Consider the following 14,048-nt stretch of genomic DNA (forward strand, 5'->3'; position numbering starts at 1 on the left):
GCTCACTTTCCTTCGGCGGTGGGGGACTTGAACGGCTGCAGATGGGGTGCGAGCCGGGTCGGGAAGGCTTCGGCGAGCGCGTCGGCACTCCAGCCGCCCTCGCGCAGCTCCACGGCCACCTCGGCCGGGTGCGACCAGACGGCGATGCGGTCGCCGCCGATACCGATGGCCTGGCCGGTCACCCCGGCGGCCTCGTCGGAGGCGAGGAAGACCACGAGGGCCGCGACGTCGTCCGCGGTTCCCATGCCCTTCGCGCGGACCTCGGCCGGGATGGGCTCTCCGCGGTCGGCCTTCTCCACCAGCTCTGCCAGTCCCGGGATCGTGGCGACCATGCGGGTCAGCGCGACCGGGATGACGGCGTTGACCGTGGTGCCGCCGCGCTCCAGTTCGGCGGCCCAGGTGCGCACCAGGCCCACGATGCCGGCCTTGCTGGCGGTGTAGCCGGTCTGTCCGAAGCCGGCACGCTGGCCGGCCGGCGAGCCGATGAGGATGAGCCGCCCGTTGCCACCTTGCTCCTTGAACCGGCGGGCGGCGGCGCGGCCGCACGTGAAGGTGCCGCGCAGATGGGTTTCGACGACGGTGTCGAAGTCGGCGTCCACCATCTTCAAAAGGGTGCGGTCCCGCAGTACGCCCGCGTTGGTGACCATGATGTCCAGCCGGCCGAAGTTCTCGACCGCCGTGGCCACCAGCGCGTCGGCCGCCTCGGTGGAACCGATGGCCGAACCCTCGGCGACCGCGGAACCGCCGGCGGCCTGGATCGCCTTGACCGTCTGCTCGGCGAGCTCGAGGTCGAGGTCGTTGACCACCACTGCGGCACCGGCCGCGGCGAGGGCCTTGGCGTAGGCCTGGCCCAGGCCACGGCCGGCGCCGGTGACGACGGCGGCCTTTCCGGTCAGCTGCATGCCATTCCTTTCCGGCGACCGGCCCATGAACTCTCATGGGCCGGTCGCTCCCTTCCAGATGGGCGTATCGGGTATCGGGGAGCGGGCGGTAGCGGTCGAGTTCCACTCGGACCGCTGCCGCCCCTCGCCTGCCGGCCCGGTCTGCGGACCACGAGGCGCGTGTGCCTGTTCGTTCAGCGAACCGCGCGGATCGGCAGGACGGTTGCCGCGCTGATCAGGGCGCACACGGCTCCGATGATGAACAGGACGAAGAAGTTGTTGCCGTGCGTGGCCGCCCGCGTGCCGAAGGCGATGCCGAGGAACGCCGGTGCGATGGCGGGCGCCAGCGACTGCGGCAGGAGGTTGGCGACGGCGAACACGCCCAGGTCCTTGGCCGCGTCGGCCTCCTTGTTGGGCAGCACGTCCGTCACCAGGGCGAGGTCGACAGCGAGGTAGATCCCCTGGCCGGTCCCCACGAGGACCATGGCCAGGAAATAGCCCGGCACCGTGGTGGCGAACGCGAGCGCGAGCAACCCGGCCCCCGCCGTCACCGCCGAGGCGAGCACGAACACCTTGCGCCGGCGCAGCCGGTCGGAGAGCGGACCGAACACGAGGCTGCCGACGACCATGCACACCGTCTGCGTGACGACACCCGTGGAGACCACCGCCGTTGCCTTGGACTGCGACAGGCCGACCTGGCCGGTCAGGTAGAAGACCTGGTAGGTCTGGGCCCACGCGAGCGCCAGGAAGATCGCGAACCGGCTGAACCACGCCCAGCCGAAGTCCGGGTGTCTTCGCGGATTGAAGGTGTAGCTGCGGATGAGCAGCCCGACACTGAGCGCAGGCCGGTCACGCGGGTCCAGCACGCGGTCCTTGAGGAGCAGACACGCCAGTGCGACGCAGAGCATGCCGAGAAGGCCGGGGACCAGGACCGCCGCCGCGGTGGAGACTTCCGTCAGCGCACCGGCGATGCCCGAGCTCACGATGGCGCCCAGGGCGTTCGCGAGACCGAGGATTCCGGAAACCTTCCCGCGGGCATCGGCGTGGACCTGATCGGGCAGCATCGCGAGCACGACCGAGACCAACGAGGCGAGCACGACATTGGTGATGCACCAGCCCACCAGCAGTACGGGGATCGACCCGGCGACCGCCACTATCACCGTCCCGGCGGACCCGAGCAACGCTCCACCCATCAGCCAGGGCCGCCGCATGCCCCATCGGGAGAGGGTGCGGTCGGACAGCCTGCCCATGACCGGCATGGCCAGCAGCGACAGGACCGAGGACACGCCAAGGACGAGTGACAGGCTGCCCGTGCGGCTCGCGGGAGTCAGCTCGGACACTTTCACTTGCAAGGTCAGCACCAGAGGCGCGAGCCATGCGACCCACACGCCGAAGTAGGCGACCGCGAGGGGGATCACGAATCGTGCGCCGACCGGCGGCCGGGGGACGTCCTGAACGGCCGGTTGGTCGGTGATGGGAAGAGCGGAATCGGAGGGCATCATTGGCTCCCGAAATCACGAATGGGATGAAACCTGGGCAGGCCGCCTTGTGAAACTGTTTCGGCGGTGTCTCCGGAGCGGAAGGCGAAATCGGCGATGGCACGTATGAACGGCGCAGATGTTCGGGGAGATATCCGTGCGCGTTCGGGCCGACCGGGTCTTTCTGGCGAGCAGACAGTGATGGGGATTCGATCCGGCAGGTGAGCCGGTCTCGGTGTCCGGCCTTTCCGGAAAGCCGGACACCGGGATTTCAGACGTTGCTGCGTATCGGCAATTCGAGGGGCGTCGGCTCAAGCACTTCGCCGTTGATCGTCACCGGCTCGGCGTCGATGAGGATGAAGGCGATGGTGCACGGCTTGTCCGATTCGTTGGCCCAGACGTGGTTGGTACCGCGCTGGATCACCACGTCACCGGCCTTGAGTGGGGTCCTTTCCCCGCCGTCGAGCTCCAGCACCAGCTCTCCGTCGAGCACGAGGGCGTAGTCGACGGACAGGGTGCGGTGCATCGGGGAGCGAAGACCGGGCGCGAACTCGGCGATCCGGAAGACCGTGCCGCCTTCCTGTGTGATCCCGACCTTTCGCTCGGCCCCGTCGGCCTCCTGCGTGTTGTCGGCGGGACTCGTGTCGGTCGTCCACAGGAGGGCGGCGAACGAGCCGGGGCCGCTGCCACCGCGCACCTCGTCGCTGACGACCACCGCCTTTCCCTCTCTGTCGTGCCCGGTCACCACACGCCGGATCTCCGGTGCGCTCATGCGTTTGTCCTCCGCTCGTTCCACTGTCCGTTTCCGACACCAGGCGCCCAGCAATTACTGCGCGGTGAAAAAGGGGATGTCAGCCCGATGGAGGCCCACATTCCTCTAGCGGTGCGGTATTTGGTGTTCGCGCCGTCGTAGGCGGTCACTTCGTCGGCTCTTGTCAGATGTTCGGGGGCGGCAGCCGTCGACGTTCGCTTCGTACGACGGGCAATCCGGATCGTGGATAGCCGGGTAGCCCCGCTCGCCGATCCGTGCTCGATGAGAAGTCCCGTACCCCGGGTGCCATCCTGACTGCCTTCAGGCAGAAAGCCAGATGTGCGGCGCGATCGAGCCAATCACATCCGCCATGACACCCATGAGCACTCTTCATGGCGACAGCGGTGTCGGGCATTCATCGACGCCGCGAATAGCAGGTAGTCAAGAGTGTGTCTTGCCCGCCACCCCGCGGCGCCCGCAGGATCGACGTCTAGCGGGACGATGTCCGCGCCCGTCTCGGGGCGCCGGTCGGGGCGCCCGCGGCGTGGACGCGCCCGCCTCCGGCGGAGGAAGCCTGAGGCCACGATCGCCTGCCCCGCCTGACTGCCGTGACCGACGGACGGGCGCAGGCACAGCCCTTACCTTCATGCCCGCCCCCGACGCATCGGAAGGCCGCTCAATGACGACCGCTTCCCCCTCCAGCCCCGTCTTCGTGTCCGGCGCCGCCGCGAAGGCGGTGTTCCAGTGGAAGGACGCGGTGTCCGCGCTTCAGGCCGGATACGCCCGGCCGTTCGACGCGGCGTCCACGCCGCCGCGTACCGTGGCGACGGGCGGCGGGGCCGCGCTGCGGACCCTGCCGGCGATCCCGGCGGGCGGGCGTTATTTCGGCGCCAAGCTGATGGGCATGGCCATGGCCGGAGCCGATCCCGGGTGCGAGTACGTGATCGTGCTCTTCGACCATGCCACGGGCCGGATCGCGGCCTTCGTCGACGGCAACCAGGTCACGGGCCTGCGCACGGCGGCCACGTCTGCCGCGGCGCTCGACCGGCTGGCTCCGGAGCGGCCGGCGCGGCTCGGGGTTCTGGGCAGCGGTCTCGAAGCGTCCATGCACACCCGCGCGTTCGCCGCCGTCCGTTCCCTGACCGAGGTGGTGGTGTTCAGTCCGACACCACAGCGGCGTCAGGACTTCGCCCGGGAGATCTCCGAGGAACTGGGCGTGCCCGTGCGCGCCGTGGACGAGCCGAGGGCCGCGGTGGAGGGAGCCGACATCGTCCTGGCCGCCGCACGGTCGAGGGGGGAGAAGCCGATCCTGTTCGGCGACTGGCTCCAGCAGGGGACGACGGTCGTGTCCATCGGCTCAACCGTGCCCAACCAGCGCGAGATCGACGCCAGCGTCGTCGAGCGCGCCGATCTGATCGTCTGCGACGTGCTCGAGGAAGTCCTGGAGGAGACCGGCGACATGCTGGCGGCCGCGAAGGCCGGTGTGGCGTTCCGGGACAAGTCCTTCTCGATGAACGCGCTGCTGGCCGGCGACCTCGATCAGCGGCGGGGGTCGGCGGTCCTGCCCATGTTCAAGTCGGTCGGTAGCGGCGTCCAGGACGTAATCGTGGCGGAGGTCATCCTCACCAAGGCGCTGGAGGCCGGCCAGGTGACAGCCCTCCCGATCGCATTCGAGACCAAGCGCCCCAAGGGCATTCGCAAGGAGAAGACCGATGGCCACGTACAGCCGTAAAGACGCCCGGGACTGGGCACGGGAAACCATGGTGGGCGTCGCGAACGTCACGATCCCGACCATGACGTCCGACTTCAAGGATCTGAACGAAAAGGCGATCCGGCACGATGTCGAGAAGACGGTCGAGCACGGTTTCGTCGGCACGCTGGCCTGTTCCGAGGTGGCGTGGTACCCGGAGGAATACGGCCGTTTCGTCGAGATGATGGTCGACCAGGCGCAGGGCCGGGCCTTCGTCGTGCACCACGCGATCTTCAACTCCCTGGAAGACAACATCGAGCAGGCGCGAGTGGCGGAAGCCGCCGGTGCCGAGCTGGTGCTGCTGGGATACCCGCCGTTCTTCTACCCGAAGTCGCTGGAGGACGTGTACGCGTACACCAAGGCCTTCTGCGACGCGACCAACCTGGCGGTCATGCTGTTCCCGGTTCCGGCCTGGGGTTTCTCCCGGCTTCACCCGACCGACCTGCCCGTTTCGCTGCTGCGCCGGCTCGTCGACGACTGCCCGAACGTCGTCGCCATCAAGGCCGAGGGCGGTGCGCCCGTGATCATGGGGGCCATCGAGGCGTATCAGGCCTTCCATGAGGAAGTCGTGATCTCCTACCCGCTGGAGTGGGAGTTCGTGCCGCTGTCGCGGCTGATCCCGGTGCAGTTCTGCGGCACCAACTTCTCGGCCTACTACGGGCCTTGGCTGCCCCGCATATTCGATCTGATCCGGAAGGGCGACCACGACGCGGCCGCCGAGATCTTCCACCGGCTCCAGCCCGCCCGCAGTGCCTTCAACACGGTGGCGCAGGGCGGCGGCGCGGGCAACCGCGCGCTGTGGAAGTACCAGTCCTGGCTCCAGGGCTACAACGGCGGTCCGCTGCGGCACCCCACCGGACGCGTGCACGCCCGCCACATGACCGCGCTGCGCCGCGGCCAGGAGGCGTCGGGCCTCAACCCGACCAAGGACCCCGACGAGGACTTCTTCGTCGGCCGCACCCCCGCCTGACGCCGCGCCTCATACCCGCCAGAGCCACCTCACCAGTCTCGCCCCCACATCGTCGACAGCCATCCGATCCTCGGCAACAGGGAGAACGCCATGCCGGTTCCATTGAAGTCCCCAGTCACCAGCGACCACGACCAGGCGGCCTCGGCCGCCGTCCGCGAGACCGTGGCGAAGGTGATCGAGGACGTCCGGCGCCGGGGAGACGACGCGGTTCGCGAGTACTCCGAGAAGTTCGACAACTGGTCCCCGGAGAACTTCCGGCTCGACGCGGACGCCGTCGAGCGCATCGTGTCGTCGGTGGACGAGCAGGCCATCACGGACATCCGGGCCGCCCAGGCCAACGTGCGCCAGTTCGCGGAGCGGCAGCGGGAATCGCTGCACGACTTCGAGGTGGAAACCCAGCCCGGCGTGCTCCTGGGGCAGAAGAACCTGCCGGTCGCCGCCGTCGGGGCCTACGTGCCGGGCGGACGCTATCCGCTGGTGGCCTCGGCCCACATGACCGTCGTCACGGCCAAGGTCGCCGGAGTGGAGCGGGTGACCGCCTGCACACCGCCGATCCGGGGCGAGATCCCGGCGGCGACGATCGCCGCGCTGCACCTGGCCGGCGCCGACGAGATCCTCCTGCTCGGCGGGGTGCAGGCGGTGGCCGCGATGGCGCTGGGCACCGAGACCATCGGCCGCGTGGACATGCTGGCCGGCCCCGGCAACGCGTATGTGGCCGAGGCCAAGCGGCAGCTGTTCGGCGAGGTGGGCATCGACCTGTTCGCCGGCCCCACGGAGATCCTCGTCATCGCCGACGAGCACGCCGACCCGTTCGTCGTCGCCGTCGACCTGCTCAGCCAGGCCGAGCACGGCCCCGACTCGCCCGCCATCCTGATCACGGACTCCGAACCCCTGGCCCGCGAGACGATCGCGCACATCGAGCGCATCCTGCCCGGCATGCCCACCCGGGACTTCGCCGGACCGGCATGGCGGGACCACGGTCAGGTCATCGTCACCGCCGACCTGACCGAGGCCTACGCACTCGCCGACACGTTCGCCGCCGAACACGTGCAGGTCCTCACGACCGAGCCGCGCGATGCGCTCGACCGGATGCGCAACTACGGCGCCCTCTTCCTCGGCGCGGGCACCTGCGTCTCGTACGGCGACAAGGTGATCGGCACCAACCACACGCTGCCCACCCGCGGCGCCGCCCGCTACACCGGCGGTCTCTGGGTCGGCAAGTACCTCAAGACCGTCACCTACCAGGAAGTTACCGACCCCGCCGCCAGCGCCGCGCTGGGCGAGTTCTGCGGTCGGGCCGCCCGCCTGGAACGGTTCGAGGGCCATGCGCGTTCCGGCGATGTCCGGGTGGCCGCCCACACCGGCACGAAGCCGGAGTGGGCATGATCGCCGGACGCACGGCGCTGGTCACCGGCGCGGGCAACGGCCTGGGCCGTGCCATCGCGCTCGCACTGGCGGAACAGGGCGCACGCGTACTGCTGACGGGGCGGACCAAGACCACCCTGGAAGACGTGGCCGCGGAGATCGGCACGGACGCTCGCGTGGGGGTGTGCGACACCTCGGACCCCCACGCGGTGACCGCCCTGGCCGAGGAGTTCGCCGACGAGGAGATCTCCATCCTGGTCAACAACGCCGGGATCGCCGGCCCGGTGGCATCGCTGACCGACATCGAACCCGAGGAATGGGACGAGGTGTTCGCCGTCAACGTGCGCGGCGTGTACCTGATGTGCCGGGCCTTCCTGCCGTCGATGATCGCCCGGGGCACCGGAGACGTCGTCAACCTCGCTTCCGTCAGCGGCAAACGCCCCCTCGCCCGACGCACCCCCTACACGGCGTCCAAGATGGCCGTCATCGGACTGACCGCCACCCTGGCGCACGAGGTCGGGCCGCTGGGAGTGACCGTCAACTCCCTCTCCCCAGGCCCGGTGAGCGGCCCGCGTATGGAGCGCAACTTCGCCCTCGAAGCACAGCGCACCGGCACGACACCGCAGGAGGCCGAGGAGGAGTTCGTATCGCGCGCCGCTCTGCATCGGATGGTCACCGAGACCGAAGTCGGCCACGCTGTCGTCGCGATGCTGCAGATGCCCGGCCTGTGCGGCGCCGACATCGATCTCTCCGCCGGCATGATCGCCAGGTGACCGGCGGCTGAGCAGGCTCGTCTCAGCGTCGTGGCTCGGCTTCTCCTTCCGTTGCTCCAGTTCGGTCCGGCGGGCCCGTGATCGGTTGAAGCTGCTCGTTCGGTCACGGTGAGCCACTCCGGCCCTTCTGGATCATGTACCGGTGCCGGGTGGGCTTCCTGTCCCAAGAAGCGCATGTCCGTGTAGCGCTGCCGCAATCGTCCGCCCCGGGTGCTGAGGAACTGCTGGTAGAGCTGTGTCGAAGGTGGATCTTGATCATGAAATGATCTTGATTCGTGGCATGCGGAGATCTGTGGCGCAGTGTTGAACCGGTCCCCCGCGGGCCGACGAGCAGCCGGTGGTGCATGACGGCACGTCATATCCCAAGCCGGGCAAGAGAGTTGAAGTCGGGAAACCTTAAGCCGGCGACGCCCGGGCACAGCATCGCATAGCGAAACCTGTCTGTTCTTCGATGTGCGCCACAGTGGTGACTGGTTGCCTTTATCTCACCCGAACAACGACGCGGACTTCTTGAATTCCGAATCCGGTGAACGCTGATCCGGAATTCCTCGTGGAGTCCCATTCGGAAAGGTGGAAAAGGTGGAAAAGGCGTCGGAGAACAACAGTCACCGCAGGGTGAAGAGCCGGTGGAAGCGGGCGGGTATCGCCTTCGCGGCGGGGACCAGCCTGCTGTTCGGAGCGGTCTACGTCAGCGCCAACGCCGCGACCGTCCCGAGCGACCCAGCCGGCGGCGCGGGGACCCCGACCGCCACAGCCCCCGGCGGCGCGGGAGCCCCGACCGCGACCGCCTCCTCGTCCTCCGACGCCTCGGACGTGGTCACCGCGGCCAACGCGTTCCTGGACACCCTCGACGAGGACCAGCAGTCGTCCGTGCTCCTCGACTTCACCGAGGCGAACGCCACCGCCTGGTCGAACCTCCCGTGCGGTTCCACCTGCCGGGTCGGCATCGCGTTCAGCTCGCTCAGCGACGAACAGCTGACCGCCGCCAAGGCGGTGATCAAGGCGGCGACCGGCACCGGCACCGACTCCGGCAACGACCAGATCACGCAGATCCTGGCCGCCGACGACTACCTCGGCGAGTCCGCCGACGGTTACGGCAGCGGCAACTACTACCTGGCGTTCCTCGGCACCCCGAGCGCGGACGGCACCTGGCAGCTGCACTTCGGCGGTCACCACCTCGCCCTGAACCTCACCTACGAGGACGGGGAGGTCGAGGGCTCCACGCCCTACTTCGTCGGGGTCGAGCCGACCAACTGGACCGAGGACGGCACCTCCTACGCGCCGCTGTCCGGGATGTACGACGCGATGTCCGCCATGGTCGCAGGCCTGAGCACCGACGAACTCGCGGAGGCGAAGCTCTCGGAGTCGTTCAGCGACGTGCTGCTCGGTCCGGACGACGACGGCGACTTCCCGACGGCGAAGGAGGGACTCAAGGTCGGCGAACTCACCGACGACCAGCAGGAGCTGGTCCTGAACGCCATCGAACCATGGGTGGACGTGGCGGACGACACCACCGCCGCCTCCGTCCTGAGCACCTACAAGTCGGAACTGGACGAGACCTACATCTCGTACTCCGGCTCCACCGATCTGAGCGCCCAGGGCGACTACGTGCGCATCGACGGACCGGGCGTCTGGATCGAGTTCGTCTGTCAGGACGGCGTGGTGTACTCGGACCAGATCCACTACCACACCGTCTACCGGGACCACACCACCGACTACGGCGGAGAGTTCTCGTTCTGATGGACCGCCGGCCGATCTCACTGTCACATGCGCTGCGCATGCTGGCCGGGATCGCGGTGACGGTGACGGCGGCGCTGCTTCTGGCGGCGCCGCCCGCCGCCGCCCATCCCCTGCCCCACTCGGTGCTGCTGCTCGACGTGCACGAGACGTCGGTGGCGGCCGAACTGGAGCTTCCGGTCAGCGACTTCTCCCGGGCCAGCGGTATCGCCCTGGACGACTCGACCACGACCGGGCAACTGTCGGCGCGCGGCGCCGCGATCCGCCGCTATCTCGCGGCCCATCTGCACCCCACCACCCGCCGGGGCGCGGCCTGGACCGTCGCCTTCGGCGCCATGGCCCTCGGCCGGGCGGAGCAGACCTCCACCGGCACCTACCGCGAGCTGACCGTCCGGGCCACGCTCACCCCGCCCTCCGGCGGGGACCCGCGCCGGTTCGTCCTCGACTACGACGCGATCGTCCACCAGGTCGTCACCCACACCGTCATGGTGTCCGTCCGCCGGGACTGGGCCGCCGGCCGGGTGGCCGAGGAAGGGCGGGACGACGCCACCGAGGTCGGTGTCATCCGCATCGACACCCGGACCATGAGCGTCGCCCCCCTCACCGTCGACCTGAAGGGCGGAAGCGTCTGGAGCGGGACGTACGCCATGTTCCGGCTGGGCGCCGATCACATTCTCGAAGGCACCGACCATCTGCTTTTCCTGCTCATTCTTTTGCTGCCCGCGCCTCTGCAGGCGGCCGGAAACCGCTGGCGCGGGCTCGCGAAAACCCGGACGGCCGTCGGTCGAACGGGCCGTACGACTCTCGCGTTCACCGTCGGGCATTCCACCGCACTCGCCCTGAGCGCCTTCGGGCGCCTCGACATTCCGGCCCGACCGGTCGAAACCTTTATCGCCTTCAGTGTTCTCGTCGGCGCGGTCCACGCCATTCGCCCGCTCTTCCCCGGGCGGGAAGCCGTCGTCGCCGGTGTCTTCGGCCTCGGACACGGACTGGCCTTCTCGCTCACGCTCGCCGAGATGAACCTCTCGACCACCCAACTGGCCCTCAGCCTCGCGGGATTCAACCTCGGCATCGAATGCATGCAACTCGTCCTCGTCCTCCTCGCCCTGCCGAGCCTGATCCGTCTCACCCGACTGCGCGGCCATCCCGCACTGCGCGGCGCGTGCGCGCTGCTGACGGCCGGCGCGGCCCTCGGCTGGCTGCTGGACCGGCTCGGCCTGGCCAACCCCGTCGCCCGGGCCGCGGACAGCGTGGGAACGCACACCTCCTCCCTGCTCCTCGTCCTCGTCGCGACGGCCCTGCCGGCCACCCTCCGGCTGATCACCGCCCACCGCCGCACCCGGGGCGGAGACGAGGAGACGCAGAGACCCGGAGGCACGGAGACATCCGGAGACACGGGGACCTCCCGAGACACGGAGACATGGAGACACGGGGGCAATGCGGCGAGGGCCGCGGACGCTTCGTAGGGTGTCCCCATGCCTCGCACATCTCCCGCAGTCGCCCTCGACGCTCTCCTCTCCGGGAACGAGCGGTTCGTCGCGGGCACCCCCAGCCATCCCAACCAGGACGCGGCCCGTCGGGCCGAGCTCGCGCCCGGCCAGGAACCCTTCGCCGTGATCCTCGGGTGCTCCGACTCCCGGCTCGCCGCGGAGATCATCTTCGACCGGGGGCTGGGGGATCTCTTCGTCGTACGGACCGCCGGGCATGTGCTCGGCGCGGAAGTGCTGGGCAGCGTCGAATACGCCACGGCCGTGCTCGGCTGCCGGCTGGTCGTCGTCCTCGGGCACGACTCCTGCGGGGCGGTCGCCGCGGCCCGCGCGGCGGTGGAGAACGGACTGCCCTCCACCGGCTTCGTCCGGGACGTGGTCGAGCGCGTCACCCCCAGCGTGCTGGCCGCCCGCGCCGCCGGCCTGACCTCCGACAGCGACATCGTCGACGAGCACATAAGGCACACCGTGCAGCTGCTCCTCGACCGCTCCCGCACCCTCGCGGAACAGGTGGACGCGGGGGAGGTGGCGGTCGTGGGCATGGCGTACCGGCTCGCGCAGGGCAGCGCCCGCATCCTGGTCTCCCGGGGCGACACCGGCATCCCGGTCGCGGCCGTGGGACACGACCAGGTGGGCTGACCGCGTTCAGCGGCCCGAGCGGGTGGCGGGCTCCGGCGCGCCCTCCGTCACCGCCCGGCCGTCCTCCCGGGCCAGCCGATGGGGCCACCACACCCTCGGGCCCACGTCCAGGAACAGCGCCGTGACCAGCACCGACCGTACGACGAAGGTGTCCAGCAGGACGCCCAGGGCGACCGCGAAGCCGATCTCGGCGAAGCCCACCATGGGCAGTGTGCCGAGGGCGGCGAAGGTGCCGGCCAGCACCAGGCCCGCCGAGGTGATGACCGAACCCGTCGCGGCGAGGCCCGTCACCACGCCCGTACGGGTGCCCTGACGCATCGCCTCCTCCCGGACACGGGTGGTGAGGAAGATGTTGTAGTCGATGCCGAGGGCGACCAGGAACACGAACACGAACAACGGGAAGTCCGTCGACTCGCCCGCGTAGTCGAAGACGTGCCGGAACGCCAGCGCGCTGATGCCGAGGGCCGCCGCGAAGGACAGGATCACCGTCCCGACCAGCAGCAGCGGGGCGACCAGGGCGCGCAGCAGACCGCACAGGATCAGCAGGACCACGCCCAGGACCAGCGGGATGATCAGGATGTTGTCGTGCGTGGTCGCCCGGTCCGCGTCCAGCAGCGCCGCCGTACCGCCGCCCACCTGCGCGTCGGCGTCGGGCACCGCGTGCACCGCGTCCCGGACCCGCTCCACCGTCTGTTTGGCGGCCTCGCTGTCGGACGGCGCGGTCATCGTCGCCTCGAACAGCACCTTGCCGTCATGGAGCGGTTTCGTGCCGGGCGGCAGCCCGAGCGAGGTCGGTACGACACCGTCCGTGGCGGCGACCGTCGCGCCCACCCGGCGGGCCTGGGCCTGGTTGGAGACGATCACCAGCGGGTCACCGCTGCCTGCCGGGAAGTACTTCTCGGACACCTTCTGGCCGGTGATCGAGTCCGGTGTGCCGGTGAAGGCGTCCGCGTTGCTGATGCCCTCCGCTCGGAGCTGGATCAGGCCCAGCGAGCAGACGCCGAGGACCAGCGCGGTCACGATCCAGATCATGCGCGGGCGGCGGGCGATGCCCCGGCCGGTCCGGGCCCAGAACCCGCGCTCGGTCGGATCGGGGGAGCCGAAGTGGGGGATCACCGGCCAGAAGATCCAGCGGCCGCAGATCACCAGCAGGGCCGGGAAGAGGGTCATCATCGCGAGCAGCGCGACCGCCACGCCGATGGCCGCCACCGGTCCCAGGCCGGCGGTGGAGTTCATCTCCGCGGCCGTCAGGACCAGCATGCTCAGCACCACCGTGGCACCGGAGGCCAGCACCGCCGGGCCCGCCCGGTGCAGGGCCAGCGCCATCGCCTCGTGGCGGTCCTCGTGCCGGCGCAACTCCTCCCGGTAGCGGGCCACGAGCAGCAGCGCGTAGTCCGTCCCGGCGCCGAACACCAGGACCGTCAGAATGCCGGCGCTCTGACCGTTCACGGTCAGCCCCGCGTAGTGCGCCAGGAAGTAGATCAGCGCCTGCGCCGTGAACAGCGCGACCACCACGCCGATCAGCGGGACCAGCAGCAGGGTCGGACTGCGGTAGGTGATCAGGAGCATCACGATGACGACACCCATCGCCGCCACCAGCAGCGTCGAGTCGATGCCCTCGAAGGCCTTCGCGAAGTCGGCGGAGGTGCCGCCCGGACCGGTGATGTGCACGGCCAGCCCCGCGCCGCCCTTGCCGACGACGTCACGGATCGAGTCGACGGCCGGCGAGATCCGCGACCAGCCCTTCTCGTCCATCGTGATCGGCACGTAGATCTGCGCGGCACGTGGATCCACCTGTCGGTCGTAGACCGGGCCGCGTGTCTCGGCCCCCCGGATCCCATGGTCCGTGAGCCGCCTGAGCTGCACCGCGTCCGCGGTGATCTGCGCCCGGTCCCGCGCCGTCAGCCCGTCGTCCCGGGCGTACACGACGACCGCGGGAATCTGCTCCGGCCGGAACCCCTTCGAGATCTCCAGCACCTGGGTCGACTCCGCCGACCCCGGCAGCCAGGACGCCGCGTCGTTGTCCTGCGCCCCGGTGAGCTTGGAGGCGAACGGCGCCATGAAGAACAGCACGACCAGCCACACCCCGAGCACCAGCCACTTCGCCCGCCGCCCACAGACAAGATGCGCGGTGCCCTTCATACCCGCCCCAGCCTCTCAGGGGCGCGGGGAACCGCGCGATCAACCACCACGCACCCGCGCACGACGACGAACCGC

11 protein-coding genes are annotated in these 14,048 nt (G+C 69.7%); 7 read left to right on the forward strand and 4 right to left on the reverse strand.

Annotated features, from left to right (window positions below; genetic code table 11):
* Positions 1-2 precede the first annotated feature (2 nt).
* The 3 genes from OG852_RS39435 to OG852_RS39445 all read right to left on the reverse strand — a co-directional run bounded on the left by OG852_RS39435 (position 3) and on the right by OG852_RS39445 (position 3,131).
* Complete coding sequence (locus OG852_RS39435; RefSeq protein WP_330350381.1) at positions 3-902, reverse strand: SDR family NAD(P)-dependent oxidoreductase; 900 nt, start codon at positions 900-902, stop codon at positions 3-5.
* Between the two features lie 173 nt (positions 903-1,075).
* The gene (locus OG852_RS39440) at positions 1,076-2,380 is read right to left on the reverse strand and encodes an MFS transporter (RefSeq protein WP_330350382.1); all 1,305 of its coding nucleotides are present in this window, start codon (positions 2,378-2,380) and stop codon (positions 1,076-1,078) included.
* Between the two features lie 250 nt (positions 2,381-2,630).
* Entirely contained in the window at positions 2,631-3,131 is a 501-nt protein-coding gene (locus OG852_RS39445) for a cupin domain-containing protein (RefSeq protein ID WP_133916360.1), read from the reverse strand.
* A 658-nt stretch (positions 3,132-3,789) separates the two neighbouring features.
* Between OG852_RS39445 and OG852_RS39450 the strand changes: the two genes are divergently transcribed.
* From OG852_RS39450 to OG852_RS39480, 7 genes are all read left to right on the forward strand, one after another.
* Positions 3,790-4,842, forward strand: coding sequence for an ornithine cyclodeaminase family protein (locus OG852_RS39450; RefSeq protein ID WP_330350383.1), 1,053 nt, complete (start codon positions 3,790-3,792; stop codon positions 4,840-4,842).
* Entirely contained in the window at positions 4,823-5,830 is a 1,008-nt protein-coding gene (locus tag OG852_RS39455; RefSeq protein WP_330350384.1) for a dihydrodipicolinate synthase family protein, read from the forward strand. Before OG852_RS39450 ends, OG852_RS39455 begins: the two co-directional genes overlap by 20 nt.
* 90 nt (positions 5,831-5,920) lie before the next feature.
* Entirely contained in the window at positions 5,921-7,216 is a 1,296-nt protein-coding gene (hisD, locus tag OG852_RS39460; RefSeq protein ID WP_330350385.1) for a histidinol dehydrogenase, read from the forward strand.
* Complete coding sequence (locus OG852_RS39465; protein ID WP_133916356.1) at positions 7,213-7,968, forward strand: SDR family NAD(P)-dependent oxidoreductase; 756 nt, start codon at positions 7,213-7,215, stop codon at positions 7,966-7,968. Before hisD ends, OG852_RS39465 begins: the two co-directional genes overlap by 4 nt.
* Positions 7,969-8,547: 579 nt before the next feature.
* Positions 8,548-9,708 carry a DUF3500 domain-containing protein gene (locus OG852_RS39470; RefSeq protein WP_330350386.1) on the forward strand — a complete coding sequence of 387 codons (1,161 nt, stop codon included), beginning with the start codon at positions 8,548-8,550 and terminating at the stop codon, positions 9,706-9,708.
* Positions 9,708-11,171 carry a HupE/UreJ family protein gene (locus OG852_RS39475; protein ID WP_330350387.1) on the forward strand — a complete coding sequence of 488 codons (1,464 nt, stop codon included), beginning with the start codon at positions 9,708-9,710 and terminating at the stop codon, positions 11,169-11,171. Before OG852_RS39470 ends, OG852_RS39475 begins: the two co-directional genes overlap by 1 nt.
* A 9-nt stretch (positions 11,172-11,180) precedes the next feature.
* Positions 11,181-11,831, forward strand: a complete 651-nt coding sequence (locus OG852_RS39480; RefSeq protein WP_133916354.1) for a carbonic anhydrase — start codon at positions 11,181-11,183, stop codon at positions 11,829-11,831.
* A gap of 6 nt (positions 11,832-11,837) precedes the next feature.
* Here OG852_RS39480 and OG852_RS39485 read toward each other — a convergent pair whose 3' ends face one another.
* Positions 11,838-13,973, reverse strand: a complete 2,136-nt coding sequence (locus OG852_RS39485) for an MMPL family transporter (RefSeq protein ID WP_133916353.1) — start codon at positions 13,971-13,973, stop codon at positions 11,838-11,840.
* Between the last annotated feature and the right edge of the window lie 75 nt (positions 13,974-14,048).

Origin of the sequence: Streptomyces sp. NBC_00582 (genome assembly GCF_036345155.1) — a bacterium.
Classification (GTDB): Bacteria; Actinomycetota; Actinomycetes; order Streptomycetales; family Streptomycetaceae; genus Streptomyces.